The following is a 26,081-nucleotide window of genomic DNA, read 5'->3' on the forward strand; positions in this document are numbered from 1 at the left end:
AGGGCACGCTGCTGCCCGATCACAACCCACGCCATCCCGACGACCCCAAGAAGCTCCAGGCCTTCGCCTTCTCCTATGGCTATATCGAAGGCCTCCTCCGCGCCGCCCGCGACGAAGCACGACGCGCACTGAGGACCGCAGCATGACGAAGGCGTTGTTCCCGATCCTTGCCGGCCTGCTGATCGCGACCGACGCCTTCGCACAGCCCGATCAGCCGCCGCCGCCCCCGCCGCCGGCAAGCCGGGCGCCCCGGCCTGTCGCCCCCGCCTGCGCTGCGGACCTCGCCCGTCTCTGTGCGGGCAAGTCGCTGCAGCAGGAATGCCTGGTGCAGCACTGGACCAAAATCTCTAGTGATTGTCAGGAAGCCCTCGCCAGGCCGATGCACGGCGGGGGCGACTGACAGGGAGAATCATTGATGGCTGTCAACGCCTACCGCATCGCCGTCATCCCCGGTGACGGCATCGGCAGGGAAGTCATTCCGGAGGGCGTCCGCGCCCTCGAGGCGGCGGCGGCGAGGTTCGATTTCTCGCTCCAGTTCGAATGGCATGAATTCGCCAGCTGCGACTATTATCTTCGCCACGGCAAGATGATGCCGGACGACTGGAAGGTGCGGATCGGCGATGCCGACGCGATCTTCTTCGGCGCGGTCGGCTGGCCGGAGGCGGTCCCGGATCATGTCTCGCTGTGGGGCTCGCTGATCCAGTTCCGCCGCGCCTATGATCAATATGTGAACCTCCGGCCCGTCCGGCTGATGCCCGGCGTCCCCTGCCCCCTCGCCGGCCGCCAGCCCGGCGACATCGACATGATGATCGTCCGCGAGAATACCGAGGGCGAATATTCGGCGATCGGGGGCATCGCCTTTCCCGACACGGATCGCGAGGTGGTCATCCAGGAGACAGTGATGACCCGCACCGGCACGGATCGCATCCTGCGCTATGCCTTCGATCTGGCCCGTACCCGGCCCGCGAGGCACCTGACTTCCGCCACCAAATCCAACGGCATCGCAATCACCATGCCGTGGTGGGACGGCCGCGTCGAGGCGATGGCGCGCAATTATCCGGACGTCCGCACCGACAAATATCATATCGACATCCTCGCCGCCCAGTTCGTCATGAATCCGCAGCGGTTCGACGTCGTCGTCGCTTCGAACCTGTTCGGCGACATCCTTTCCGATCTCGGGCCCGCCTGCACCGGCACGATCGGCATCGCGCCGTGCGGCAACATCAATCCCGACCGTTCCGTGCCTTCGCTGTTCGAGCCGGTCCATGGCTCGGCGCCGGATATCGCCGGCCGGGGCATCGCCAACCCGGTCGGGCAAATCTGGTGCGGGGCGATGATGCTCGATCACCTCGGCGAGCCCGAGGCCGCCGCGGCGATCATCGCCGCCATCGAGACGGTGCTCGGACGCGAGGAGGTTCGCACCCGTGATCTCGGCGGGCGCGGCACTACCGAGGAATGCGGCAAGGCGATTGCCGCCGCGATCGGGCGCGTCCCGGGCTGACGATCGCCGCGCAGCTCCGGCGGCTCGACCCGCCTGCTTCACCAACGACCCATCGATCTGACCTTGTCGAACGGGAAAATGCCTCCATTATCGGTACAAAATCGCGAGTTATGTCGCGACGGTAGAGCGTTCCTGCTATGATGCAGCAAGGCACGCAGCATTTTGCAGATAGGCCGGCAAAGCGCGCAGCATTTCAGGGGAGGTGCAGCGACTCCAGATGTCCGATCACGAGAAGGACCCCTCGTTCCTACGTCCCGGCACCGCCGAGGCTTTCCTCGCTGGCACCGCGGGCGTCGGGCGCCCCCCGGCGCGACAGGCGGCCAACGACGATGCCGTCGGCGACGTGGCAAGCCGCATCCTGTTCGTCTCCGAGGCGATCGCGCCCGTCGTCGACAGCCGCGGGCTGGGCTGGTCCGACGTGTTCGCGACGCGCGTCCAGGAAGCGCCGCACAACACAATCTACGGCGTGACCTCGGTCTATTGGGTGACGATGCCGCTGACCCCGTCGATCGTCTCGCGGCGACTGAACGGCGAGGATCAGGAAGGCGCGCAAAACGCTTTCGCGATCAATATCGCCGCACCGAACAGCCGGAAGGTCGTCGAGCTCGGCGCCGAGACGGAGCTGCTGCATTTCTTCCTCAACCCCGGTCTGGTCGACGAGATCGCCTCGGAGCTGGCCGACCGGACGCTGCGCGACGTGCCGTTGCGCCCCGTCTTCAACGCGGCGGATACGGAGCTCAGTGAACTGCTCGGCTCGATCAAGCGGACGCTGGCCGCCGGCCACGGCGGTTCGCGGCTGAAGATGGATTATCTGTCGCGCGCGCTGTGCGTCGATCTTCTCACCCGCTATGCGATGGAGCCGATACCCACCAGCGGCTTCCGGCCGATGCTGGAGGGGCTCAGCGCCCGCCAGATCGCGCTGGTCCAGGATTATCTCCATTGCCATCTCGCCACCGACATCCGCATCGACGATCTGGCGTCGCTGTGTGGGGTCAGCCGCACCGCATTCTCGAATCGCTTCCGGGTTTCGAAAGGCGTCTCTCCCTATCAATATGTGATGGAGCTGCGGCTGGAGAAGGCCAAGCGGCTGCTGGGCGAGGGCCGGATGTCGATCGCTGAAATCGCCTTCGCCTGCGGCTTTTCGGACCAAGCCCATTTCACCACCGTGTTCGGGCGGCGCACCGGCTATCGGCCGCTGGAATATCGTAACCGCCGCTGAGGCCCCCCTGTTGCAAATCCCCTGTCCGATCACGGCGGATCGTCCTATTGCTGCCGAAAAATCTGGGGGAGGATCTCATGCGTCGGCCATTGATAGCCCTTGCCGCCCTTGCCATTGTGGCGAGCGCGGCGGCCTTCGGGAGCAATATCGCGATCGAGCAAGTCTGGGACGGGCGGCTGAAGGACCATCAGGCTCAGTTCGCGGAGCTGGACAGGGCGGCGCAGGGCGCCACCAGCGCCTTCATGGCCGCCCATGATGGCGGGGCGACGATCGGCGATGCCGAAACCGGCGGCGTGTACAACGCGACGCAGGTAGCCGCCGGCCTCGACGGGCGGCGCCAGATGCTGGCGGCGTGGGTCGGACATATGAAGGGCCGGCCGTCGGCCAAGGCGTCACTCGCCTGGCTCGCCGATCATGCCGCATCGCTCGACAGCGGCATGAAGAGCCTCGCCCTTTCCGAAACGAACCTCAAGGCGACGATCGCCTCCGACCCGGCGCTGCTGCCGTTCAATGTCGTGATCGGCCTGAACCGGCTGTTCGAGATGGAGGCCTTCAACGAGGGCGCCGCCGTCGAGCTCCACCTGATCGCCCACGAGGCCGCTTCCTATTATGGGCCTGCCGCGGCTGCCGCCGCCACACGCTGGGAAACCGCGTTCGGCAGCATCGCCGAGACGCTGCAGCGCCAGCAGAGCGCGCTGCACAGCTGGGGCCGGACCTGCCGGCAGACCGCCCAATCGACGCGGTGCGACGGCTGATCGACAAATGGGCGGCCGCGCCGGCTGGCGCGACCGCCCAGGTCGATCAGTGAGTCATGGCAAGACCACGCGCCGTTGATAGCGCCAGCGCCCGGCTCCCTCCATCGCCGACAGGTCCGCATCGGTTCTATCAGCGATATTTTTCCACCTCGCATCTCGTACGATACGTCCAGTTCACGATTCGCATCGACTTGACTGTCCCTGCGCGGGATATGATATCCATAATGTGATGCATGCTTGCCTGGTGCTGTTGTCGCGATGTGACGGTCGCTCCGAAAAGCCCCGGCCGAGGGAACAGGGGCCGGCAGACAGGCGATATCATGTTCATGACCGGCGGCGTGCAGCCATCGCAGGGTTGGCGCGCCGCGAACGACGATGATCATGAGGAGAGGGGAAATGTCCTTGTTCCTGCGCAATGCAGCGCTGATCCCGCCGCTGGCCCTGCTCGCCGCGACGCCGGCGCTGGCCGGCGGCTTCTACCTCCAGGAGCAGTCGCCCAAGGAGACGGGGCGCGCGATGTCCGGCGGCGCGGCCGCTGCCGACGACCCATCCGTGCTGTTCTACAATCCGGCGGGGATGACGGCGCTGCCCGGCGTGCAATTGTCGGCCGGCATCAACGCGCTGATGGCGCGGGCGCGGCAGGACAATCGCGGTTCGGTGCGCAGCGTCCCCGGCGTGGCGACCGCGGTGCCGGTGACGGGCGGCGACGGCGGGCAGGCGTTCGAGAGCGTCATTCCCATTCCCAGCGCCTATGTGACCGCACAGCTCAGCGATCGGCTGTGGGCGGGGATCGGCGTCAATGCGCCGTTCGGGCTGAAGCTCAAATATGATGATGATTTCATCGGCCGCTACGACTCACTCTATACCGACCTCAAGACCTATAATATCCAGCCGTCTCTGGCTTATAAGCTCAACGACAATCTCGCTATCGGCGGCGGCATCGACGTGCAGTACGTCAAGGTCACGCTGACCAATGCGTTGCCGAACCTTTCGCCCCTCCAGCCGGACGGCGCCGCGCGGGTGCGCGGCAAGGACTGGACGATCGGCTGGAACGCCGGCATTTTCTACACCAGCGGGGCCACCCATTTCGGGCTGCATTATCGCTCGGCGATCAAGCACCATCTCTCGGGCCGCTATCAGGTGTCGGGGCTGCTCGGCCCGATCGCGGCCGGCAATGCCGATCTTCCGGCCACCGCCCCCCTCGACCTGCCCGATATCGTCACCGGCAGCATCGCGCACAGCTTCACGCCGACGACCCGGGCGATGGTCACCGCGCGCTGGTATAACTGGTCGCGCTTCCAGCGGATCGCGATCACGCCGCAGGGCGCCGCGCCTTCCGTCAAGGAACTGGGCTACCGCGACAGCTTCAGCGTCGCGCTCGGCGCCGAACATGACCTGAGCGAGCAGCTGACGCTTCGTGCCGGCACGATGTACGACAAGACGCCGACCAATTCCGACCTGCTCACCACGCGCGTGCCGGACGGTAACCGTCTCTGGCTGACGACGGGGGCGAGCTGGTCCTTTTCACCGGCGCTGACGCTCAACCTCTCCTATGCCCATACTTTCGTGAAGAAGGCGGACATCGTGCGGCCCGACGTTTATTACGGCGGCACTGCGGCGGCCGTCACCACGACGACGCTGGCCCGTACCAGCGGCCGGGCGAATCAGGTGGCCGCGTCGATCACCGCCCGCTTCTGAGACGACGCTCCTGCCCTCGGCCGGGCGGCGATCACGCCGCCCGTGCCCGCCCGGTCTCGATCTGAGACAGGTCACGCCGTATTTCCCTAAACTGGTATATTATTTCGCATTCATATTTATGCGATACTGCATCGGAAGCGGCGCCGAGTTTGGGGGCGACGCAGGCCGAGGAGGGCCGGCTTGGAAACGCATGCGGCGATCGCTCCCTCCGATCTGGCCCTGATCGAGTCCGCGCGGATCGCGTCCGGCTTCACCCGGCTGAAGGGCATGGCGCTCGCCCATCTCTTTTCGGCCGGGCTGATCAGCTATGTGGTGGCCGGCCACGGGTCGCCGAACGGCATCCTCGTGTGGCTCGTCTGCCTGGTGGTGCTGATGGCGGTGCGGATCGCCTTTCTCCAATGGTATCGCCGCGACCCCGCCAAGCTCGAGCATAATCGCCTGTGGGCCGGCGTTTCGGTTGCCGGCGCGGCGATGGCCGGGATTGTCTGGGGGCTGGGCCCGATCCTGCTCATTTCCAGCCACCCGGCCGATCAATGGCTGTGGAGCCTCGTCATCGGCGGCGCCTGCGCGGGGGCGGCATCGCTCCATGCGGCCTATCTGAAGACAGCGCTCGCCTTCATCTACCCAAGCTCGGTGCTGCTCATCCTCAGCGTCTTCGTGAGCGGGGCGGAGCATGCTGTGGCCATCGGCGCGCTGATCCTGTCGTTCGTCGCCGTAACCAGCAGCGGCGCCCGCCAGTTCAGCCGGCAGTTCGGCACGACGCTGGCGATGCAGCTCACGCTGGAGCGCCAGAGCGAGGAGCTCAATCGTTCCAACCGCCAGCTCTCCGAGGAAATCGAGCAGCATCGCAAGACTGCCGCCGACCTTTATCAATCCCAGAAGATGGACGCGCTCGGCAAGGTGACCAGCGGGATCGCGCATGATTTCAATAATCTGCTGACGGTGGTGCTGATCAATCTTGAGAGGATCCGCAAATCCTGCCCGAATTCGCCGATCGGCGCATCCGCCAGCCTGGCGCTGGAGGCGGCCAATGGCGGCTCGCGGCTGATCGCCGACCTGCTCTCCTTCTCGCGTCGCGAGCCGTTGCAGCCGGTCGTCGCCGACCTCAACAGCCTGATCCGCCAGGCCCAGCCGCTGCTCGCCCAGACCATCGAGCGGCGCGCGACGCTCGAGGTGGAGCTGGCCGATCGGGCATGGGCCGTGGTCGACGTGGCGCAATTCCAGTCGGCGCTGATCAACCTCGTCGTCAACGCCCGCGACGCGATGAGGAAGCCGGGTCTGATCAGGATCCGCACCGCCCTCGTCCTGCTTGACGAACAGGACGCGGCCGAGACCGGCCATGGGCCCGGCCGCTTCATCCGCGTCGAAGTCGCGGACACCGGCCAGGGCATGGCGCCGGAGATCGCCGACAGGGCGTTCGAGCCGTTCTTCACCACCAAGGGGACGGGTGAGGGCACCGGGCTCGGCCTCTCGCAAGTCTACAACTTCGCGCGACAGGCCGGGGGCATGGCGCGCCTCGCCAGCATTCCGGGCCAGGGCACCTGCGTCACACTGCTTATCCCGGCCGCCGAAGCGGAGCTGCCCGCCCCGGAGGCCCCCGCCGAGACCGGCGAGGCACTCGGGCCGGGCAGGCGCCTGTTGCTTGTCGACGACAACAAGGCGGTCCTGACCGTGCTTGGCAACGCACTCGCCGACGAAGGCTGGGATGTCCGCTGCGCCGAGGATGCGCTGAGCGCGCTCCACATCCTCGAGCAGGAGGAGAGCATCGATCTGCTCATCAGCGACGTCAATCTGCCCAAAGGCCCCAGCGGGCTCGAACTTGCGCAGATGGTGACGGCGCGCTGGCCGTATCTTGCCGTGCTGCTCATGTCCGGTGGCCGCCCCGAGGCGGATGAACTGCCCGCCGGCACCCACTTTCTCGCCAAGCCCTTCCGGCCGCACCAGCTGATGACCGCGATCGGCCTCACGCTCGCCGGCCCACGCCATGGCGAGATGCACGCCAGCGAGCATGAGGACAAAAGGGGCTGAGCCTCCCTTTGACGCCGCTCAACGGACGTCCGGCCAACCGACCGTCATCGCCACGAGGAGCCCTGCTCCTGACGGAGCGCGTTACGGCCAGGCCCCGGTGCGGATGTCCCGGCGGCGGCCGCCCCCGCCGATCGCCGGCGTTGGCGGTCGGGTGGATGCCGAATCAAGTCGAGCGTGACCGGAGGCCGAGCGGCCGCACATTATCGATCGTCAGCGCACGAGCGCTTTTCAAGCCGGGGGACGAGCTAGCCGTCTGCCATCAAACCCGATTCAGTCGGGCGCGCGCATATTGGCCACCGGCACGCCGAACCGCGCAGGCGACCAATCGAATCGAACCGAACCGAACCGGGCGGGCGGGCGGGCGGGCGAATGCCGTTGGCCATTCTAGCAGGGATGACTGGAATGTACGCGCGAGCGCGGTCAGCGCAGGCTGGGCTGAGCCAGGCAGGAGGTACAAGTGACCGAAGCCACACCGGTTGCGACATTTAGTCGGGGCCAGGGTCGACTAAAATACCGATGCCACTCCGGTCACTTGATGATGCCGGTTTTGCAAGCCGGGATTAACCGGCACGCTCATCGACTTCATAAGCAATGTTATGATCGATTCTCGCCGTCTCGCGTCCTGTCTTGTTAGACACTTTATTTCGCGCTCGGCTTCACTCATGCTTGGGCGCCAATCTGTCGGTAACGACTTTTTGCCAGCATTGACGATCTGCTGCGCGTCCGCGTTCGTCAGCTCATGTCGCGAAGGACAGTGGCGTGGCGGCCGGCGGACTGAGCCGTGACTTCGAGTTGGCTGATCAGCGCCTGAAATTGCTCGGTTACACCCTGCAAAGCCTCGTTGGCGGCGGTGATCAGCGCCGTGCCGAGCGCGATATCCTGCGACACCGCCTCGACCAGTTCGGGAACGGCCTGGCCCGCCCGCGCCGCCTGCCGCGCCAGCGCGCGCATCTCTTCGCCCAGCGCGGCAAGCACCGGGGCGCCCTCGCCGGCGCGATCGGCCTGCAATTCGGTATTGAGGGCGAGCAGATGCGCGGTGGCCGCAACATTTTCGAGCATCTGCTTCATCGGATCGGCCTGGAGCAATGACCGCTCTGCCATCTCCATCGCCGGCATGATCTTGCGCATCACCGCGATCAGGAACCGCACCTCGTCGCCGGTGGCCGTCGCCATGCGTTGCGCCTTGCTGGCCCGCTCGGCCACCACCGTGGCGTCAGTCGCATTCCGCCTGAGAGCGAAGTCGATCGCCCCGGGTGCCGCCGCCCTGTCAGTGTCGAAAGGCGTCTCGGCGCCATTAATCATCGAGGCGCCGTCCGTCGACGGCGACGAGGCGCAGCGCCGCCCGATCCGGTGCGCGCTCGGCGCGCTGCGATCGGGCGAGCAGCGTGCGCAGATCCGCCTCCGCGGTGCCGTCCAGCCAGAGACGCTGGACAATGCCGTCATAGAGAGCATCGGTCACGCGCACCGCCTCGTCCGTGCGGCGCTCGACGATCAGGTTGAGCAACAGGCTCTGCGTCGAGGCCGACGGCGCCGGCTCGCCATAACGATCATAGCTGGCGCGCAGCAGCATCAGCCGCATCGCCTGCCGGTCGAAGCCCGGAAATCCGTCATGGCGCAGGTCGACGCGGGCGAGCAGGGCGAGGAACTGAACGGAAAGGACATTGGTGCGCGGCCAGTCGCCGCTCGCCTCGGCCATCCTCTGTTGCCCGATGTGCCGCGCCAGCGTCTCGCGGCCGACGTGATCGAGGCCCGCCGTCGCCAGCCGCTCGACGATATAGCGTGTGACGGTGCGCGCCCGCTCGATGATGCCGGGCGCATCCTCAGGCGCGATCGTCTCGACCTGGGCGCCCGTGGTCGGCGAGCAGGACAGCAGGCCCACCCGCTGCATCGCCTGGAAGACATGGCCAACGCGATCCGGCGTGATGCCGTAGATGTCGGCGACGTCATGCTCGCACAGGCCGGCGCCGGGCCGAAGCTCGCCCGCGGCGAGCACGATCAGGAACTCCCGGAAAATCCTCGCTTCAAGCCCGACAAGGGGCGGTTCCGTATCGGAGGGCGCCCACAGCGCCGTCGAAAGGGAGTGGAAAGTCACCTTCTTATGCCCCCGGCTCAGGATCGATAGCCCAGCGTAACGCGGGCCGATGCCTGGGGGATTGCAGAATCGGCCGGCCGATTTTGAATTCGATCACTTATTTACGCTGCTGATCATCGTCGCGGCAGTATCGCCGTCATCGCGTGAAGGTGCGGCCTGACCTGGAGCCGGCAAACGCGCCGGAGATACAGTGACGCCCCAGCTTAATAGACCCCAATCCGGTTTAAAAGTGTCTAACAGGTCAGGCGAAGGCCGCGTCCGACCACGCCTATAAGCAAATCACGGAGTTGGTAACGGGCTTCCGAAGCCAGCTCCTCAAGTGATCGGGCTTGTTGCTGGTTCATAGTTGACCTCACCCCGGCTGACCGCACACCAGCGCAGGCTCGATCACTTGTTCGCATACTCGATGCGCTCGGTCCCCAGCTCAGTGCATCTGAGCGCCCTTGCGAGGCGTGCCCCTTCACGGAGTCCGTGAAGGCCCTTTTTCTGTCCTCGGCGGCTCGAAATAGGGTCAAGACATTTCGCGGCGCCTGCACATCAAGCCGCAGCCGGCAAACCTGAATCGCCCGAACGGGGCATTCCCCGCGGAGCCTGCGTGCCGAAGCGTGGAAATGGAGCCGAGGGAGCGCTCGCTCCCCCGGCCCGCGGCTGTTCGCCTCCCCGGGGCGTGCCCGGGGAGGAAATGGATCAGGCCGCGACCCGGCGCTTGCCGAGTATCGAGCGCAGGTCCGGGGTCGCCGACTCGTTGGGCGCGCGCAGCGAACGGCGGATCGACTGGAGATGATCGAACACCACCCGCGCCGCCTCGTCGCTGTCGCCCGAATAGATGGCGTCGACCACCTTCTGGAAATGCGCAGGCCCGTTCTCGCCGACATAGCCTTCCTGATAGGACGAGATGGCAATGGCGAGGCGGATCGACTGGCGCTCCAGCGTGCCGGCCATCACGCGATTTCCGTAGACGAGCATCAGCAGCAGCAGGAACTCGATATAATAGCGCCGCTCATTGTGCAGATCGCCTTCGTCGGCGGCCTTGCGCGCGGCGTCGATATGCGCCTTCAGCTTGGCCTTCTGCTCCTTGGTGATACGGTCCTTCTGCGCGGCGAGGCTCGCCGCCACCTCGCTGACCACGATCGACACCGCCTCGATCAGCTCATGCGCATCGCGGAAGCTCGGCGAGGCAACGAAGGCGCCGCGATTGAGCGGCAGGGCGACGATCCCCTCCTGCTCCATGATCACCAGCACCTTGCGAATGACGGTGCGGCTGACCTTGTAGATCTCGCAGAGCGAGGCTTCCTCAAGCTTCGTGCCGGGGCGCAGCTCGCGATCGAGCACCGCGTTCCACAGGTCGTTGTAAATGCTCGCCTCGACGCCGACCAGCGGGGCGATCTGAAGGGACACGCCATCCAGATCGCGCATCGCGGGCGAGATATAACGTTCCGGCATTGATGTTCTCCCGGCCAAAGGATGCATGTCCGACGTGGTGTCAGCCATGTATGAGATCGATGTGAATACAGGGTCGCCGCCCTAATCGCATGCGCCGTCCTGCGGCGTCAACGCCGAAGTCCCGGCGATACGATGCATGCCGGATCTCGCGCGGCGCGCGAGATCCGGCTCAGCGCATGCGGTAATCCAGCGGGCGCCGGCCGGTCCGACGCTTGAAGGCGGTCGCGAAATGAGCCTGATCGGCGAAACCGCACAGGATCGCGATATCGGCAAGCGGCATGCGCGCGGTGGTCAGCAGCAGTTTCGCCCGCTCGACGCGCGCCGCCATGACATATTGATAGGGTGTCACCCCCGTCGAGGCGCGGAAGCGTGTCGTGAACGCGGTTCGCCCCGCACCGGCGATGGCGGCAAGATCGTTGACATGGATGTCCTCGGCCAGATGCGCCTCGACATAGTCGCGCACGCGGCTGAGCTGGCGCAGGCTGAGGCCGCCCCGCGCGAGGTGATCCGAGCGCAGCGTGATCGACCCGTCCGCGTATTTTGCGAGCAGATCGGCGCTGAGCGCGCGCGCCAGATAATCAATCTTCAGCCGGGAGGGCTCGGCCGGCTCCGCCATGGTCCGCTCGATCGTCCGTAACAGCGCGCTGAGGCCGGCGTCGCTCTCTCCGAACACGGGGCGCAGCGCCATGCCCGCCGAATCCTTGCCGCTCAGCTCGCTGCCGACCTCGGTCAGCAGAGATGGGCGCAGGAACAGGTGGAAGGCCTCGTGCGGCACGCCGATCTCGGCCTGGAAGCGGGTCTCGACCGGGGCGATATTGATCGCAAACGCATCCTGGTCGGCGATCTCCAGCCGGGCGCCGATGCGCCGGGTGAGATGCGCAGGCGCCAACGGCATGCTGATCCAGATGAGCGGCCCGGTGGCGTGTTCCGAGGCGTGCGGCCGTTCCTGAGTGCGGGCTGCGAACATCTCGCTCCAGCCCTGGAAGTCGCGGCTGGACAACCGGTCGATGGCACCGGAGACGAACAGCGTCGATTCGGCGTCCTCATGCAGGGCGCGGCGGGTGACGGCGGCGGGCGCCTCCGCGTCCGCCTCCCCGTGCCAGTCGACGGCGCGGGGATTGGCGCTCACGCCGCCTTCGCGAGCATGGCCACCGCCTGGGTGCGTGTGCGCACCTGCAGCTTTCGCAGGATCTCGTCGAAATGATATTTCACGGTGCGTTCCTTGACGCCCATGATGCCGGCGATGTCGCTGGTCGACTTGCCCTCCGCCGCCCACAGCAGAATCTCGCGCTGCTTGTCGGTGAGGCGGAGGAGCGGACTGTCCGGCGCCGGGCCTGCGGCGCACAAGCCGAGCGCCTCGGCCTTGAGCTGGGCGGCATTGCCGATGATGGCGAGCGCGCCGATCACCTCGCGCGGGGGATTCGCGTCGGACGCGGGCTCGACGGTCAGCGCGCTCACCGTTCCCGGCCGGTTGCGCAGGACGATGGTGACGGCGGATTTGCCGCCGGGCGGGCACAGCATCTGCAGCCAGGCGGCGCGCCCGTCCGGACCGGGCCAGGAGATGTCGGTGGTCTCGCCGAGATCGGGCTCGGCGCCGTGCCACGGCCGGGCCTCCGGCGCGTCGCCGCCGGAGGAGAGGGTCGGGTGCTGCACCCAGTCGCGCCAGTCCTTCTTGTGGCAGCCGAGCCGGAACGCATCGAAACCCAGCGCCCGGAAGCCATTGGCCAGCACGCCGGCCAGCGTCGCTTCGTCCACCGCCTGGTTGACGGCGATGACCGTTCCCGTGACCTGCTCAAGCCCGCTCCAGAACACCCCGCCAGCTCCTCCTAGCCCTTGAGCTCATGCGTCTCGGAGGATCACTTAATGCATATCTACGAATATCTCAATAATATCCGGCGCGAATATGCATCGATAAAGGCGCAAAGGCGCCGGGACCTCGATAAGGGCATCCGGAAAAGCGCGTCGGCGGGGCGCAGGGCAGCCGGATCGGCGGCCCTGAAGGGCTCAGCGATAGGGCTCGACGGTTCGGGTGGCGAGCAGGCTGCCGTCGGCGCCGCGCCTGCTGGCGGTGATCGACCGGGGCGGCTGTCCATCCTCCCGCCATGCGATGATCGCCGACATCAGGTCGGTGCGGTCCGGTCCGTCGCCGCCGCCGCAATGGGCGACGCCGGGCAGCATGTAGAGCCGGACGAAGCCATCGGCACCGGCACCGGAGCGGGCGCGGATCGCTTTCCACAAGGTCACCCCGCTCATCGAGGCGACGTTGAAATCCGCCCAGCCTTGCCAGAGGATGAGCTTGCCGCCGCGCCGTTGGAAGGCGGCGAGGTCCGGATCGGTGATGTTGAAGCTGTCGGCATGGGCATAAAGCTTGCGCACGGCAGCCGCCGTGAAGCGGAGGGTGGCAAGTTCGGCGTTCGGATCGGGGGGATCGCTGGCCAGATAGCCGGCCGAGCTGCCCGCGCCCCAGCGCGCCACGCTCGCCGCCTGCCGGTTCCAGCCGAGTTCCGTGCCGACCGGATAGCCGAAGTAGAGCGGCCGGCCGCGCTCGTCACGGGCGCCCCCATAAATGGCGCGGGCGACCGCGACCTGTTCGGCGGAGAGGCACGGGGCCGCACCGCACGCCAGCCGGCCAGGATCGAAGGCGCAGCGCGACGGATCGGGAATCACCCCGTCACGCGGATCGCCGCCGTCGGTATCGCAGGCGTCGAGCGCGGCCTGATGCAGCTGGCCGAGGGCGGCATCGTTGAACACGAAGCTGCCATCCGGGCGGCGCAGATGCTGTAGCGCCCAGGCGTGAAAGAGGGTGTGATTGGCGATCAGGTTGACCACCGGCGCACCGGCGATCACCGCGTCGAAATCGGCCGGATAGCGGGCGGCGGCCATCACCCCTTCCCGGCCGCCATCGCTGCAACCGTTGAAATAGGCGTAGGCCGGCGGCTCGCCGTAGAAGCGGCGGACGATCTCCTTGGCGGCGAGGGTGACGACATGGACGCCGCGATGCCCGAAATCCTCCCGCGCTTGGCGGTCCGCGGCCCACACCGCGTCCATGATGCCGCCGGCGACATGGCCGAGATCGCTGGTGACCAGCGCGAACTCGCCGGCATCGAGCGGCCGGCATCCTTCGGCGGCACGCGGCGGCCCGAGCCGCACCACCCCACAGAAGCCGCCGCAGCCAAGAAACATCAGCCGCTGCGTCCAGCTCCGCATCGGCAGATGCAGCTCGAAGCGCACCTGCGGCGCGACATAACCCTTCACCTCACAATAGGGCGCAGCGCCCTTGTCGCCAACGACGGTGGCGGTCTCGACCCGTCCCGGCGCGGCCGGGTCGGCGAGGACCATGCGGGCGAGGTCCGCACATGCCATGCGCGGCGCGACCACCGGCAGGGATCGCGCCTCAGCCGGGGCCAGCCCGAGCAGCGCGGCAACGAGCGCGAGTGCAAGACAGAGATTTCTCAGCACGCCCCGCTCCCCTCCGGCGCCTCGGTGACGGGAACCCTAGGGTCGGGGCGGATGGTGTCAATTCAGTAGCTGAGCTTCGGATACCAATCCCTTCCGCGCCCGGCCGGGGTGAGATCGAGCATCGTCCACAACAGCATCGGATCGGGCGCCCCGCGCGGATCCTGGCCGGGGTCCATCGTCTCGCCGTTCATTTCGCCGCCCCAGAAATGATAGACCACGCCTTCGCGCTTCGCGAACACATTGAGGGCGGGCCATTCGCTGCCATCCGGGGCGAGCGCGTGGAAATCAGCGGCGAAGGCGTCCCCGAGCGCCTCGGCGAAACGCAGGTCGCGCCAGCCGCGCTCGACCTTGAAGGCGATCTGGCGTTCGATCGGCGAGCGGCCGATAACCACCAGCCCGACGCGCTGCATCAGATCGGCCGCTGCAGCCGCGAGGCCGGCGACCAGCCCCGTACACATCGGGCAGGGCCGGCGACGCTGTGGCCCGAACATCCAGTTATAGGCGATGAGCGTGTCATGGCCCCCGAACAGATCGCCGAGGGCGCGCTCGCCGCCGGTCTCGTCGATGAAGCGATAGCTGTCGGGTACCGCGCCGCCGAGCGGCAGCGCGCGGCGCATCTCCGCCACCCGTTCGATATGGCGGCGCAGCTCGATCTCCTCGGCAAGCAGGGCGGTGCGCGCGGCGCGATAGGCGGCGCTCTCATTGGGGAAGCGGACCCCTGCGCGCGCCGCCAGCTCCCCCGCCGGCACCAGCTCTGAATCGGCCATGGTCGCTCTCCTGTTCAGACGTCGAGCACCGGGACGAAGCCGCCATAGATCATGCGGCGGCCGTCGAACGGCATCGATTCACCCATCGCCTTCATGCGCGGATCTTCCATCATCCGCGCGTTGGCGGCGTCGCGTACCTCCTTGGACGGATATTCGAACCAGCTGAACACCACCACTTCGCCTTCCTCGGCCTTAACGGCCATGCGGAAGTCTGTAACCTTGCCCTCCGGCACGTCGTCGCCCCAGCATTCGACGTGGCGCAGCACGCCGAACTCCTTGAACAGCGGCGCCGCCTCGGCAGCGTGGCGACGATATTCCTCCTTCCTGTCGGCAGGCACCGCCAGGACGAATCCATCGACATAGTTCATCGCCATGATCCTCTCCCTCACCCGAATCATCCCAGGAACGTTGATATCAACTGTTCTGCGGCGGAGTCAAAGCCGCCCACCGTGGCGCCGCCACGGCCGGTCCGCTAAAGGTGACGCCATGTTGCGTCTTACCGAATTGAAGTTGCCGCTCGGCCACCCGCCCGAGGCGTTGCCCGCCGCGATCGTCGCCCGGCTCGATATCGCGCCCGACGCGCTGCTGAGCCATCGTGTCGCGCGGCGCGCCAATGACGCGCGGCGCCGGTCGAGCATCCTGATGGTCTATTCGGTGGACGTCGAACTTGCCGACGAGGCCGCGACACTGGCGCGCTTCGCCGGCGATCATCATGTCCAGCCGACGCCGGACACCGGCTATCGCTTCGTCGCCCGCGCGCAGGAAGGCGCGCCCCGGCCGGTGGTGATTGGCGCCGGGCCGTGCGGGCTGTTCGCGGGGCTGATCCTCGCGCAGATGGGCTTCCGTCCGATCATCCTCGAGCGCGGCAAGGTGGTGCGCGAGCGGACCAAGGACACATGGGGCCTGTGGCGCCGGGGCGAGCTCAACCCGGAGTCCAACGTCCAGTTCGGCGAGGGCGGCGCCGGCACCTTCTCCGACGGCAAGCTCTACAGCCAGATCAAGGATCCGCGCCATCTCGGCCGCAAGGTGCTCACCGAGTTCGTCAAGGCCGGCGCGCCGGCGGAAATCCTCACCGAGGCCCATCCCCACATCGGCACCTTTCGCCTGGTGACGATGGTGGAGAGCATGCGCGAGACGATCCAGGAACTGGGCGGCGAGTATCGCTTCGAGCAGCGTGTCGAGGATGTCGAGATCGAGATGGCGCCGGACGGCATCCGCCACCTGCGCGGCCTCACCCTCCACAGCGGCGAGCAGATCGACGCGGACCATGTCGTGCTCGCCGTCGGCCACAGCGCGCGTGACACGTTCCGCATGCTCCATGATCGCGGCGTGCATATCGAGGCCAAGCCCTTCTCGCTCGGCGTGCGCATCGAGCATCCGCAAAGCTGGATCGACCGCGCCCGCTTCGGCCCCTGCGCCGGCCATCCGGACCTCGGCGCGGCCGCCTACAGCCTTTCCCACCATTGCAGCAACGGGCGCACGGTCTACAGCTTCTGCATGTGCCCGGGCGGTCGGGTGGTCGCCGCCGCCTCCGAGCCCGGCCGCGTCGTCACCAACGGCATGAGCCAATATTCGCGCGCGGAGTTCAACGCCAATTCAGGCCTCGTCGTCGGCATCACCCCGGAGCGCGACTATCCCGATCATCCGCTGGCCGGCATCGAGCTGCAACGCCGATGGGAGGAGCGCGCCTTCGTCGCCGGGGGTTCGGATTATTCGGCGCCGGGCCAGCGGCTGGAGGATTTCCTGGCCGGGCGGCCGTCAACCGCACTGGGCGAGGTGACGCCATCCTACAAGCCGGGGGTGACGCTCACCGATCTTGCCCGGTGCCTTCCCGAATTCGTGGTCGCGGCGATGCGCGAGGCGCTGCCGGCGTTCGGGCGGCAAATTCCCAATTACGATCACCCGGACGCGATGCTCACCGGCGTCGAGACGCGCACCTCCTCGCCGCTCCGCATCACCCGCGGGCGCGATTTCCAGAGCCTCAATACGCTCGGCCTCTACCCGGCCGGCGAGGGCGCGGGCTATGCCGGGGGCATCCTGTCGGCGGCGGTGGACGGCATCCGCGTCGCCGAAGCGGTGGCGCTGGCGATGACGGGGCAGCAGGCGACACCCGTTCGCCCCGAGTAGCTGCCGTGCCTGTCGGCGCAACTATTCGGGACGAACGGCCTTGTTGGCGGCCGGCTCAGTGCGCGCGGCGTTCCCAGGCGGTGGCGGGAAGCTGCGAGAGCGGGCGGCCCGCGATGGTGGCGCGCTCCACGCCTTCGACGATCGCCGGATTCTGCGGGCGCGGCGCCGGGCGCGGCGCCCCCGGCACGGGTGGCGGCGCGAGACGGCCATAATAGAGCCACGCCTGCTGCTCGTTGCTCATGTTGATCGCGGCATGCACCGTTTGGCCGTTCGGCGGGGCGACGAACCCGGAATTGGCCACCCAGGGCCGAATCTCGCTGCCGAGCTGCATCAGCGCGGGGGCATCGGTGATCTTGACCCAGATCTCTTCCTGATCGCGGGTATGGGCATGCGCGCCGGCGATCGTCATCGGATTCATGTAGACGATGTAGAAGCGCTCGGTCGGGTAATAGCCGTCCGGCGGCAGGAACACATATTTGGTCATGTTGCTCCAATGGACGTTCCGCTCGGTCAGCGCGAGCAGGTTGACGTCCCGGACGAGGAGGCCGTCATGCGGCTTCACCTCAGGTTCCAGCATGCGCGAGATCATCAGCATCTGGATCGGCTTGTCGCCGGTATTGGTGAAGCGATGCGCCTGGTTCGGCGGGATCATCACGGCAATGCCGGGCTTCAAATCCCAGAACTGCTTGCCATCGTCGATCCGGCCCTCACCGCTCTCGACATAAAGGATGACGAGTTCCGGCTGCTGCGCGATCGGCGTCTGGTTATGCTCCGGCAGCGTCCACAGCGCGACTTCCTTGTTGTAGCGCAGCACCGCGCCGGGATTGCCCGGCTGCAGCGGATCGCCGGCGCTGAGAATGGTGCGCGTGAACATCACGTCATGGGTGACGTGCGGCGCGGCGGTGTTGGCGTCGCCGATGAAGCGACCGACGGCGATGCCGGTCGTCTCGTTGGACGGGGGCTCGCGCGGAGCCGGCGCCGGCGCGGGATTGGCCTGCTGGGCGAGCGCCGGCACGGCGACCATCGCCAGCAGCATCGCCGTCATCATCCTGATCTTCGACATCGTGCCGCTCCTCACTTGGTATAAAGCGGCTTCTCGCCCGGGATGGAGATCTGCAGGCGATAGATGTTGCCGGCGCCCATGATGTAGGCCGTCTTCCAGTCCGGCCCGCCCCAGGCGAGATTGGCCTGGGCGCGGTCCGAGGTCTTGAGCTGGCCGAGCACCTTGCCTTCCGGGCTGATGATGCGGATGCCCCCGGGGCCGGATGTCCAGACATTGCCCTGGCTGTCCACCTTGAGCCCGTCCGGCACGTCGATCGGGTTGGGGCCGGGATAGCTGATGAAGCGCTTGCCGTTCGCCACGGTGCCGTCCGGATTCACGTCATAGACGTTGACGAACATCTCCGGCTCGGAATTGGAGATATAGAGCTTCTTGCCGTCAGGCGAGAAGCCGATGCCGTTGGGACGCGGCAGATCGGTGATCACCGCTGTCAACTTGCCGTCCTTGTAACGATAGACGGCGTTGAACTTCACTTCCTTGGCGGGATCCTTGTCCTGCCCGTCCAGCCCATAGGGCGGATCAGTGATCCACAGCGAACCGTCCGGCGCGAAGACGAGATCGTTCGGGCTGTTCAGCCTTTTGCCTTCGAAGCGCTCGATGAACGGCTTGATGTTCAGCTTGTCGTCGAGGCGGACGATGCGGCGCGCGCCATGCTGGACCATCAGCACCGTGCCGTCCTTGTCGACGACGGCGCCGTTCGAGCCCTGGAACTTGCCCTCGGGGAAGCTGTCGAGCCCCCCCGACTTGTCGAGCAGCAGCCGCGTCTTGCCGTCGGGGCCGATGGCGAACAGCTTGTTGCGGATGAGGTCCGAGAAACGCAGCTCGCCATTCACCCACAGCGGCCCTTCGGCGAAGCCGAAACCCTCGCCGATCTTCTCCAGCCTGGCGTCCTTGGGGATGATCGCGTCGAGCGCGGGGTCGAGCCGGTCGATGTGCGGGCCCTGCTCGGCCTGCGCCTCGGCGGCGTCGGCCTGCGCGTTCTCCTGGCCGTTATCGGCGCCGCCGCCGGTCTGCGAGCAGCCGGCGACAAAGGCGATGCTGCTCACGGCGAGCGCCGCAGCGAGAATACGTCCCATCAAACATCCCTCATCAGCAGATTTTGTGAAAACGATATCATCGGTGAAGGCCGCGATTGTCAAGCGCGATCGGGGGCGGGAGCGGCGGTGTCGCGGATGACCAGCTCGGTCGGCAATACCAGATCATGCTCCATCGCCGCCCCCTCCAGCAGGCGCAGCATCTGTTCCATGGCAGTGCGGCCGATCTCGAATGTCGGAATGCGCACGGTCGAGAGCGGCGGATCGCACAAGGCGGCGATGCGCTCGTCGTCAAAGCCGAAGATCGACATGTCGCGCGGCACCTGGAGGCCGCGCCGGCGCAGACCGCGGATCGCCCCGATCGCCATCTGATCGTTCGCGGCGAAAACCGCTGTCGGCGGCGACGGCAGCGCCAGCAGGGCATTGATCGCCGCCACTCCGGACTCGACGGTGAAATCGCCGCGCACGCAATAGTCCGGATTGACGTTGAGGCCACGGGCGGCGAGCGCACGCTGATAGCCTTCCAGCCGGTGCCGGGTCATCCCGGATCGCTCCGGCCCGAGGATATGCGCCACGCGGGTGTGGCCGAGATTGAGCAGGATATTGGTCGCATCCTCGGCACCGGCGACGTGATCGACGCGCACCATCGGCAGGCCGCCGCCGCCATCGACATCGAGCGCGACGACGGTCGGGGGTAGCCAGCCCATCCCTGTCAGCGTCGGCAGGTCGACACTGGTGACAAGGATGATGCCGTCTGCTCGGCTGGCCCCGACCTGATCGACGAACAGCCGCTCGCGCGCCGAATTGCGATCGGTGTGACCGACCAGCACGCTGAAGCCGGCGCGCTCGGCAGCCGCCTCCACGCCGGCGAAGATATCGAGGAAGAAGGGACTGAGGCTGGGCACGACGACCAGGATCAGGTCGGTGCGGTTGCCGCGCAGTCGCTTGGCGGCGACGCTCGGGCGATAGTCGAGCCGCGCCACCGCCTCGTTGACAATGCGGCGCGTGTCTTCGTTGAGCAGCTCCGGCCGGTTCAGCGCGCGTGACACGGTGGCGATCGATAGCCCGGCGGCTCGCGCCACGTCCCTGATGGTGGCTGGCCTGATGGTGGCTGGCCTGATGGTGGCCGGCCTGATCGCGGGTGGCCTCGTCGCGGCGGGGCGGCCGGGCCGGGTCATGTCGCTCTGGGCGCCCGCATCATCGCTTGCTGTTAACGCCGCCGCCGGGCCGCAACAACTGGGAAAACGATTTCAGGTCCTTGCCGGTCCCGTCGTGTCGCGGATGACGAGGCGGGTCGTGAGGACGATGTCGCGCGCCGCCGGCCGCCCCGCCATCGCCTCGACCAGCTGCATCACCGCCTCATGGCCGAGGTCGGCGGTCGGCACATGCACCGTGGTCAGCGACGGCTCGTAAAGATTGGCAATGCGCTGATCGTCGAAGCCGATGACGGAAATGTCGTCGCCCACCGTCAATCCGGCCTTGCGGATAACCTGCACGGCGCCCACCGCCATCTCGTCATTGGCAACGAACACGGCGGTCGGGCGTGGGTTGCGGGTAAGCAGCCGGGCCATCGCCCGCTCGCCCGAGGCAAGGGTGAAATCACCGGCGATGCGGTGGCAGGCTCCGTCATCGAGGCCGGCGCGGGCGATGGCAAGGCCGAAGCCCTCGGCGCGGTGCTGCGCCATCGGCACGTCGTCGGGCCCGGAGATATGGGCGATCCGGCGGTGGCCAAGCGTGACCAGATAGTCGGTCGCCGCCATTGCTGCGGCGACATTGTCGACCCTGACGGTCGGCAGGCCGAGTCCGTCGACGGGCTCGAGTGCGGCCACGACCGGCGGCAGCGCCGGTCCTCGCGCCGCGAGTGCCGCCGCGTCGACGCTGGTGACGAGGATCGCGCCATCCGCCCGCCGGCTCAGCACCTGATCGAGGAAACGGCCCTCCCGATGCGGGTTGCCGCCTGAATAGGCCATCAGCACGGTATAGCCCTGCTCGTGCGCCGCCGCCTCGGCTCCGCGCAGCACGTCGAGGAAGAACGGGCTTAATCGCGGCACGACGACGAGGATGATGCGCGTCTCCTGACGGCGCAGATCGCGCGCCGTCAGGTTCGGACGATAGCCGAGCCGATCGATCGCCTCGCGGACCCGTGCCGCGGTCGCTGCGCTGACCAGCTCCGGCTGGGACAGCACGCGCGACACGGTGGCGACCGACATGCCGAGGTCGCGGGCGACGTCCTTCATCTTCAGCCGGCCGCGGCCGGCAGCCGCCGTCATCGCCGGGCGGCCGGCCGGATCACTTGGCCAGTTGGCCGCGGATCGCGCCGGCGGGGAAGGCGGCGGTGTGGACGTTCACATAATAATCGGCCGGGCTCGCCAGGATGGCACCGAGCAGGTCGGCGGCGACCGGCTTGCAGCCTTGTGACATGCCGTTCGCCGGCGCGTCGAGCGGCACCACCACCGGCCCCGCCTTGCCGGCGGCGGCCTTGTGGATATGGGCCATGGTCGGCGTGTCGGTGCCGCTGGCGTGGAGCATGTAGCATACCTGGTTCTTGTCGCTGTCGAAGGTCAGGCTTGCCGTGCCCGAGCCCTTGGCGTCGCCAGGATTGGGCGCTTCGGCAGCGCCGCTCAGCGTGGTGTCCATCTTCACCGGGGCGGCCATTGCCGGGGCCATGGCGGCGGTCGCCAGGATAATGGTCAGGATCGGTCGCATCGCATCCTCCTCCAGAGTATCGCAGGCGACCCTATCAGGGCCGGCGGCAGACCGATAGGGCGTCACAATAAAGCAGCAAAACTGGTCCAGACCAAATCGGCCTTGCCGAATGGGGATCAGACCATGGGAGCGCTCCGCTCGCTCGTCCGCCGAATGCCGCCGCCGGTCTTCACCGCATTTGCCGGCACGGCGGCGTTCTGCGCCTATTTCTCGATGTACGCGTTCCGCAAGCCGTTCGCGGCGGCCAATTATCTTCTGCCCGGCTGGCCTTATGAGATCGACTATAAGTCGGCGCTGCTGACCGCGCAGGTGCTGGGCTATGCGCTCTCCAAGCTGATCGGCATCCGCGTCATCGCCGAGATCGGCCGGCACGGGCGGGCGCAGGCGATCGTCGGGCTGATCGCGCTGGCATGGGCGGCGCTGCTGATGCTCGCGCTGGTGCCCGCGCCATGGTCGATCGCCTGCCTGTTCGTGAACGGCCTGCCGCTCGGCATGATCTGGGGACTGGTGTTCAGCTATCTGGAGGGGAGGCGCACTTCCGAGATGCTCGGCGCGATGCTGTGCGCGAGCTTCATCCTGTCCTCCGGCGCGGTCAAGTCGGCGGCGGTGCTGATGATGCAGGCCGGGATGACGGAGACGTGGATGCCGGCGGCAACGGGAGCTTTGTTCTTTCCGCTGCTGATCGCCTCGGTGATCGCGCTGGAGGCGCTGCCGCCTCCCGATGCCGCCGACGAGGCCGAGCGCACGGTGCGCGTGCCGATGCTGAAGGCGGATCGCGTCGCCTTTCTGCGCGACCATGGGCTGGCGATGATGCTCCTGGTGCTGGGCTATGTGCTGCTGACCGCGATCCGCGATTTTCGCGACAATTTCGCCGCCGAGATCTGGGCCGGCCTCGGCTATCGCGATGTCGCCGCCATGTTCTCGGCGAGCGAGCTGCCGGTGGCGGCCATCGCGCTGGTGGCGCTCGGCTCGCTGATGGCGGTGCGCAACAATATGCGCGCGCTGCTGGCGATGCATATGGTGATCATCGGCGGCGCGGCGCTGCTTGGCCTTTCCACTCTCGCCTTCCAGGCCGGGCTCCTGCCTCCGCTCACCTGGATGATCCTGACCGGCGCCGGTCTCTACCTCGCCTATACGCCGTTCAACGCGATGCTGTTCGATCGCATGGTGGCGGCGATCGGCAGGGCGGGCAATGCAGGGTTCCTGATCTACATCGCCGATGCCTCCGGCTATCTCGGCAGCGTCGCGCTGTTGCTTTATCGAAGCCTCGCCGCGCCGGGCAGCGACTGGCTCGGCTTCTACATCCACTGGGCCTATGTAACCGCCGTCATCGTGACGTTGCTCACCTTCGCCTCGGCGGTTTACTTCATCCAGCGCGAGCGCCCGCGTGCAGCCGCGCTCAGCGCCTGAGCTGATCGTCGTCGGCGCCGGCATCGTCGGCCTCGCCCATGCGCTGGCGGCGGCGCGGCGGGGACGGCGGGTGCTGGTCATTGATCGCGACGCGCAGGCGAATGGCGCGTCGGTGCGCAATTTCGGCTTCGTCACCGTCACCGGGCAGGAGCGCGGGCGGGTCTGGGATCTCGCCCGGCGCAGTGCCGCGACATGGCGCGAGGTGGCGGTCGCGGCCGACATCGCCATCGAGCAGGAGGGGCTGCTGATGATCGCCCGCCGCCCCGAAGCGGCGGCGCTGCTCAATGCGTTCCGCGCCACCGACACGGGCGCCGCGTGCGAGTGGCTGGATGCCGACGCGCTGGCCCGCGCCCATCCGATGGTGACGCCCGGCTGTTTCGGCGCGCTGCGCAGCCACGCCGATCTGCGCGTCGAATCGCGCATCGCCATTCCCCGTCTCGCCGCCTGGCTGGAGGCGGCCCATGGCGTCGCCTTCCTGCGCGGCGCCGCCGTCACCCAGGTCGCCAGCGGCCGGGTCGAGACCGGCGCCGGTTCATTCGAAGCCGACGCGATCATCGTCTGTCCCGGCGACGATCTCACCGGCCTGTTCGCCGATCGCCTTGCCGGCATTACCCGGTGCAAGCTGCACATGATGCGCCTTGCCGCCCCGGGGTGGCGTCTGCCGGCGGCAGTGATGTCCGATCTCGGACTGGTGCGCTATCTCGGCTATGCGGCGCTTCCCGAAGCGGCGGCGCTGCGGCAGCGGCTCGCCGGCGAGCGGGCCGCGGCGCTGGCCAATGGCGTCCACCTCATCGTCACGCAGAGCGCGGACGGCACGCTGATCGTCGGGGACAGCCACCACTATGCCGCCACGCCCGATCCGTTCGCGCCGGCCGAGGTCGACGCGCTGATCCTGCGCGAGTTCGCCGACGTGCTCGGCCCGCCGCCGCCGGTGGTGGAACGATGGACCGGCACCTACGCCTCGGCGGACCGGCACAGTCTGGTGGACACGCCGCTGCCGGGCGTGCGGCTGGTGATGATTACGAGCGGCACCGGGGCCTCGACCGCCTTCGCCCTCGCCGAGGATGTGATCGCCGACCTCTGGGGAGAATGACGATGCGCGCCGGACTGAAGGCGGTGGTGTTCGACTGGGCCGGGACGATGATCGACTTCGGCAGCCGCGCGCCGGTCGTGGCGCTGTGCGCGCTGTTCGACGAGGCCGGCGTGACGCTCAGCGAGGTGGAGGCGCGCGCCGACATGGGGCTGGCCAAGGCCGATCATATCCGCGCGATCCTCGCCCGCCCGCGCATCGCCGCCGCCTGGCAGGACATTTACGGCAAGCCCCCGGACGAGGCCGCCGTGACGATGCTGTTCGACCGGATCGGTCCGATGATGCGTCAGGCGGCGCGCGATTGTTCGGCGCTGATCCCCGGCGCCGCCGAGGTGGCCGGCGGGCTGCGTGCCGCAGGCGTGCGCATCGGCTCGTGCACCGGCTATACACGCGACATGATGGAAGACATCCTGCCGCGCGCCGCCGAACAAGGCTATGCGCCGGACCTGCTCGTCTGCGCGGGCGACACCCCGGCCGGCCGGCCCTCGCCCCTGATGCTGTGGAAGAACATGGCCGAACTGGGGGTCTGGCCGGCAACGGCCTGCGTGAAGGTCGATGACGCCGTGGTCGGCATCAGCGAGGGCCGCGCCGCGGGCACCTGGGCGATCGGCGTGGCGGCGAGCGGCAATGGCGTCGGCCTGTCCGCGGACGCGCTCGCCGCACTCGATCCGGAGGGCCGGGCCGCCCGAATCGCCGACGCCCGCAAGGCGCTGACCGCGGCCGGCGCCCATCTCGTCATCGACACCGTCGCCGACCTGCCGGCAGCGCTGGCGGAACTGCCGATCGGCTGACCGCCTTCCCGTTCGCCCCGGGGCCACTATTCAGCGTCTCGCGCCCCTGCCGGGGCGAGCGGAGAAATGCCGGGCCGCAGCCTCAGGCCCGCACCCCCAGGTCGACATGGATGCGGATGGCATCGTGCCGCCAATATTCGCGGTCATATTCCACGACGCGGCCGCGCGCGTCGAAGCTGGTCCGCGTCACCTTCAGGCCGGGGGTGCCGGGCTTGGCGCCCAGCGTCTCGGCGACGTCCTTGACCAGCGCGCAGGGCTGCATGTCGACACGGTTGCGCGTGACGGTGACGTCGTAGTGAGTGGTGAGGATGCGGGTCAGCGAGCCGTCGAGCGATTGCTCGAGCAGGCCGGGCGCCATTGCCGGATCGACCATGATCCGCTCGACCAGCACCGGCCGCCCGTCGATCGAGCGGCGGCGGTTGATCATGTACAGCGGGGCGCCCTCGGCAATGCCGAACACTTCGGCAGCGGGCACAAAGGCCGGCACTGTTCCGGTCGACAGCGTCTCGGTGGCAGGGGCGCGGCCCTGCTCGGCGACATAGGTCATGAAGCCGGCCCAGCGGGTCGGATCATAGGTGATCGCCGGCGGCGAGACATACCAGCCGCTGCGGTCGCGCCGGTAGATCAGCCCTTCCGCCTCGAGCTGGAACAGCGCCTCGCGAATGGTGCCGCGAGCGATGCCGGCGCTGGTCTGGAGCTGTCGCTCCGACGGCAGCTTCGCTCCGGCCGAGAGCGCGCCCGTCTGGATGCCCAGCGCGATCTGATCGCGGATCACCAGATATTGCGGTCCGCCGGCGTTGTCGGCGGGCTTGATCCACGCGTTCATGTCGATTTCATCGCAGCTTGCCGGCCTGCCGGTCAAGCATCGAAACGTGCCGAACGGGGCGAGCCGGCGCTGTCC

At 67.6% G+C, this 26,081-nt stretch carries 24 protein-coding genes; 10 read left to right on the plus strand and 14 right to left on the minus strand.

The genetic code is table 11. The annotated features are described in order from the left end of the window. Positions 1-142 precede the first annotated feature (142 nt). The 6 genes from KOF26_RS08425 (at position 143) to KOF26_RS08450 (ending at position 7,201) form a co-directional block, all read left to right on the plus strand. Positions 143-400: a hypothetical protein gene (locus KOF26_RS08425; protein ID WP_216323186.1), complete on the plus strand. Its 258-nt coding sequence runs from the start codon at positions 143-145 to the stop codon at positions 398-400. Positions 401-415: 15 nt separating this feature from the next. After that, positions 416-1,501 (plus strand): tartrate dehydrogenase, encoded by a 1,086-nt coding sequence (locus KOF26_RS08430; RefSeq protein ID WP_216323189.1) that lies wholly within the window; start codon positions 416-418, stop codon positions 1,499-1,501. 217 nt (positions 1,502-1,718) lie between these two features. Beyond that, the gene (locus tag KOF26_RS08435) at positions 1,719-2,720 is read left to right on the plus strand and encodes a helix-turn-helix domain-containing protein (protein ID WP_216323192.1); all 1,002 of its coding nucleotides are present in this window, start codon (positions 1,719-1,721) and stop codon (positions 2,718-2,720) included. Between the two features lie 77 nt (positions 2,721-2,797). Then, positions 2,798-3,475, plus strand: a complete 678-nt coding sequence (locus KOF26_RS08440) for a hypothetical protein (RefSeq protein ID WP_216323195.1) — start codon at positions 2,798-2,800, stop codon at positions 3,473-3,475. 396 nt (positions 3,476-3,871) lie between these two features. Beyond that, positions 3,872-5,173 (plus strand): OmpP1/FadL family transporter, encoded by a 1,302-nt coding sequence (locus KOF26_RS08445; protein WP_216323198.1) that lies wholly within the window; start codon positions 3,872-3,874, stop codon positions 5,171-5,173. A gap of 180 nt (positions 5,174-5,353) precedes the next feature. Next, positions 5,354-7,201 (plus strand): ATP-binding protein, encoded by a 1,848-nt coding sequence (locus KOF26_RS08450; RefSeq protein WP_216323201.1) that lies wholly within the window; start codon positions 5,354-5,356, stop codon positions 7,199-7,201. Positions 7,202-7,933: 732 nt separating this feature from the next. Here KOF26_RS08450 and KOF26_RS08455 read toward each other — a convergent pair. The 8 genes from KOF26_RS08455 to KOF26_RS08490 all read right to left on the minus strand — a co-directional run bounded on the left by KOF26_RS08455 (position 7,934) and on the right by KOF26_RS08490 (position 15,336). Next, entirely contained in the window at positions 7,934-8,503 is a 570-nt protein-coding gene (locus tag KOF26_RS08455) for a methyl-accepting chemotaxis protein (protein WP_216323204.1), read from the minus strand. Then, complete coding sequence (locus KOF26_RS08460) at positions 8,496-9,293, minus strand: hypothetical protein (protein WP_216323207.1); 798 nt, start codon at positions 9,291-9,293, stop codon at positions 8,496-8,498. Before KOF26_RS08460 ends, KOF26_RS08455 begins: the two co-directional genes overlap by 8 nt. A gap of 687 nt (positions 9,294-9,980) precedes the next feature. After that, positions 9,981-10,736: a GntR family transcriptional regulator gene (locus tag KOF26_RS08465; RefSeq protein WP_216323210.1), complete on the minus strand. Its 756-nt coding sequence runs from the start codon at positions 10,734-10,736 to the stop codon at positions 9,981-9,983. 169 nt (positions 10,737-10,905) lie between these two features. Further along, positions 10,906-11,865: an AraC family transcriptional regulator gene (locus KOF26_RS17410; protein WP_216323213.1), complete on the minus strand. Its 960-nt coding sequence runs from the start codon at positions 11,863-11,865 to the stop codon at positions 10,906-10,908. Then, positions 11,862-12,548: a helix-turn-helix transcriptional regulator gene (locus KOF26_RS17415; protein WP_216323216.1), complete on the minus strand. Its 687-nt coding sequence runs from the start codon at positions 12,546-12,548 to the stop codon at positions 11,862-11,864. Before KOF26_RS17415 ends, KOF26_RS17410 begins: the two co-directional genes overlap by 4 nt. 192 nt (positions 12,549-12,740) lie before the next feature. Continuing rightward, the gene (locus KOF26_RS08480; protein WP_216323219.1) at positions 12,741-14,195 is read right to left on the minus strand and encodes a tannase/feruloyl esterase family alpha/beta hydrolase; all 1,455 of its coding nucleotides are present in this window, start codon (positions 14,193-14,195) and stop codon (positions 12,741-12,743) included. A 62-nt stretch (positions 14,196-14,257) separates the two neighbouring features. Then, complete coding sequence (locus KOF26_RS08485; protein ID WP_216323223.1) at positions 14,258-14,962, minus strand: DUF899 family protein; 705 nt, start codon at positions 14,960-14,962, stop codon at positions 14,258-14,260. 14 nt (positions 14,963-14,976) lie between these two features. Further along, positions 14,977-15,336, minus strand: coding sequence for a DUF1428 domain-containing protein (locus KOF26_RS08490; RefSeq protein WP_435876844.1), 360 nt, complete (start codon positions 15,334-15,336; stop codon positions 14,977-14,979). A gap of 112 nt (positions 15,337-15,448) precedes the next feature. Here KOF26_RS08490 and KOF26_RS08495 point away from each other — a divergent pair, with 112 nt between their 5' ends. Further along, a complete protein-coding gene (locus KOF26_RS08495; RefSeq protein ID WP_216323226.1) occupies positions 15,449-17,089 on the plus strand; it encodes an NAD(P)/FAD-dependent oxidoreductase in 1,641 nt (546 codons plus the stop codon). Between the two features lie 55 nt (positions 17,090-17,144). Here KOF26_RS08495 and KOF26_RS08500 read toward each other — a convergent pair whose 3' ends face one another. The 5 genes from KOF26_RS08500 to KOF26_RS08520 all read right to left on the minus strand — a co-directional run bounded on the left by KOF26_RS08500 (position 17,145) and on the right by KOF26_RS08520 (position 21,889). Next, entirely contained in the window at positions 17,145-18,152 is a 1,008-nt protein-coding gene (locus tag KOF26_RS08500) for a cupin domain-containing protein (protein WP_216323229.1), read from the minus strand. Positions 18,153-18,163: 11 nt separating this feature from the next. After that, positions 18,164-19,225 carry an SMP-30/gluconolactonase/LRE family protein gene (locus KOF26_RS08505; RefSeq protein ID WP_216323231.1) on the minus strand — a complete coding sequence of 354 codons (1,062 nt, stop codon included), beginning with the start codon at positions 19,223-19,225 and terminating at the stop codon, positions 18,164-18,166. Positions 19,226-19,284: 59 nt separating this feature from the next. Continuing rightward, entirely contained in the window at positions 19,285-20,265 is a 981-nt protein-coding gene (locus tag KOF26_RS08510) for a LacI family DNA-binding transcriptional regulator (protein WP_216323233.1), read from the minus strand. Between the two features lie 168 nt (positions 20,266-20,433). Continuing rightward, complete coding sequence (locus KOF26_RS08515; protein ID WP_216323235.1) at positions 20,434-21,453, minus strand: LacI family DNA-binding transcriptional regulator; 1,020 nt, start codon at positions 21,451-21,453, stop codon at positions 20,434-20,436. 19 nt (positions 21,454-21,472) lie between these two features. Beyond that, entirely contained in the window at positions 21,473-21,889 is a 417-nt protein-coding gene (locus tag KOF26_RS08520; RefSeq protein WP_216323237.1) for a CHRD domain-containing protein, read from the minus strand. A gap of 123 nt (positions 21,890-22,012) precedes the next feature. On the opposite strand from KOF26_RS08520, the gene KOF26_RS08525 reads away from it, so the two are divergent. Genes KOF26_RS08525 through phnX form a run of 3 tightly spaced genes read left to right on the plus strand, consistent with a single transcriptional unit; the run spans position 22,013 to position 25,180 of the window. Beyond that, positions 22,013-23,299, plus strand: coding sequence for a DUF5690 family protein (locus KOF26_RS08525; protein ID WP_216323239.1), 1,287 nt, complete (start codon positions 22,013-22,015; stop codon positions 23,297-23,299). Beyond that, the gene (locus tag KOF26_RS08530) at positions 23,277-24,392 is read left to right on the plus strand and encodes a TIGR03364 family FAD-dependent oxidoreductase (protein WP_216323241.1); all 1,116 of its coding nucleotides are present in this window, start codon (positions 23,277-23,279) and stop codon (positions 24,390-24,392) included. The genes KOF26_RS08525 and KOF26_RS08530 overlap by 23 nt, the downstream gene beginning before the upstream one ends. Before the next feature lie 2 nt (positions 24,393-24,394). After that, entirely contained in the window at positions 24,395-25,180 is a 786-nt protein-coding gene (gene phnX, locus KOF26_RS08535) for a phosphonoacetaldehyde hydrolase (protein WP_216323242.1), read from the plus strand. An 82-nt stretch (positions 25,181-25,262) separates the two neighbouring features. Here the strand turns inward: phnX and KOF26_RS08540 are convergent, their stop codons facing one another. After that, complete coding sequence (locus tag KOF26_RS08540) at positions 25,263-26,006, minus strand: UTRA domain-containing protein (protein ID WP_216323244.1); 744 nt, start codon at positions 26,004-26,006, stop codon at positions 25,263-25,265. Positions 26,007-26,081: the final 75 nt, after the last annotated feature.

This window comes from Sphingomonas quercus, assembly GCF_018863195.1.
Taxonomy (GTDB): domain Bacteria; phylum Pseudomonadota; class Alphaproteobacteria; order Sphingomonadales; family Sphingomonadaceae; genus Solisphingomonas; species Solisphingomonas quercus.

Excerpts from the sequence above, each read along its gene's own strand:
- KOF26_RS08515 (WP_216323235.1), bottom strand. The coding sequence starts at position 21,453 with ATGACGGCGGCTGCCGGCCGCGGCCGGCTGAAGATGAAGGACGTCGCC.
- KOF26_RS08495 (WP_216323226.1), top strand. The coding sequence starts at position 15,449 with ATGTTGCGTCTTACCGAATTGAAGTTGCCGCTCGGCCACCCGCCCGAG.
- KOF26_RS08425 (WP_216323186.1), top strand. The coding sequence starts at position 143 with ATGACGAAGGCGTTGTTCCCGATCCTTGCCGGCCTGCTGATCGCGACC.
- KOF26_RS08485 (WP_216323223.1), bottom strand. The coding sequence starts at position 14,962 with ATGGCCGATTCAGAGCTGGTGCCGGCGGGGGAGCTGGCGGCGCGCGCA.
- KOF26_RS08490 (WP_435876844.1), bottom strand. The coding sequence starts at position 15,336 with ATGGCGATGAACTATGTCGATGGATTCGTCCTGGCGGTGCCTGCCGAC.
- KOF26_RS08505 (WP_216323231.1), bottom strand. The coding sequence starts at position 19,225 with ATGGGACGTATTCTCGCTGCGGCGCTCGCCGTGAGCAGCATCGCCTTT.
- KOF26_RS08500 (WP_216323229.1), bottom strand. The coding sequence starts at position 18,152 with ATGTCGAAGATCAGGATGATGACGGCGATGCTGCTGGCGATGGTCGCC.
- KOF26_RS08525 (WP_216323239.1), top strand. The coding sequence starts at position 22,013 with ATGGGAGCGCTCCGCTCGCTCGTCCGCCGAATGCCGCCGCCGGTCTTC.
- KOF26_RS08520 (WP_216323237.1), bottom strand. The coding sequence starts at position 21,889 with ATGCGACCGATCCTGACCATTATCCTGGCGACCGCCGCCATGGCCCCG.
- phnX (WP_216323242.1), top strand. The coding sequence starts at position 24,395 with ATGCGCGCCGGACTGAAGGCGGTGGTGTTCGACTGGGCCGGGACGATG.
- KOF26_RS08465 (WP_216323210.1), bottom strand. The coding sequence starts at position 10,736 with ATGCCGGAACGTTATATCTCGCCCGCGATGCGCGATCTGGATGGCGTG.
- KOF26_RS08455 (WP_216323204.1), bottom strand. The coding sequence starts at position 8,503 with ATGATTAATGGCGCCGAGACGCCTTTCGACACTGACAGGGCGGCGGCA.
- KOF26_RS08440 (WP_216323195.1), top strand. The coding sequence starts at position 2,798 with ATGCGTCGGCCATTGATAGCCCTTGCCGCCCTTGCCATTGTGGCGAGC.
- KOF26_RS08435 (WP_216323192.1), top strand. The coding sequence starts at position 1,719 with ATGTCCGATCACGAGAAGGACCCCTCGTTCCTACGTCCCGGCACCGCC.
- KOF26_RS08540 (WP_216323244.1), bottom strand. The coding sequence starts at position 26,006 with ATGAACGCGTGGATCAAGCCCGCCGACAACGCCGGCGGACCGCAATAT.
- KOF26_RS08445 (WP_216323198.1), top strand. The coding sequence starts at position 3,872 with ATGTCCTTGTTCCTGCGCAATGCAGCGCTGATCCCGCCGCTGGCCCTG.
- KOF26_RS08430 (WP_216323189.1), top strand. The coding sequence starts at position 416 with ATGGCTGTCAACGCCTACCGCATCGCCGTCATCCCCGGTGACGGCATC.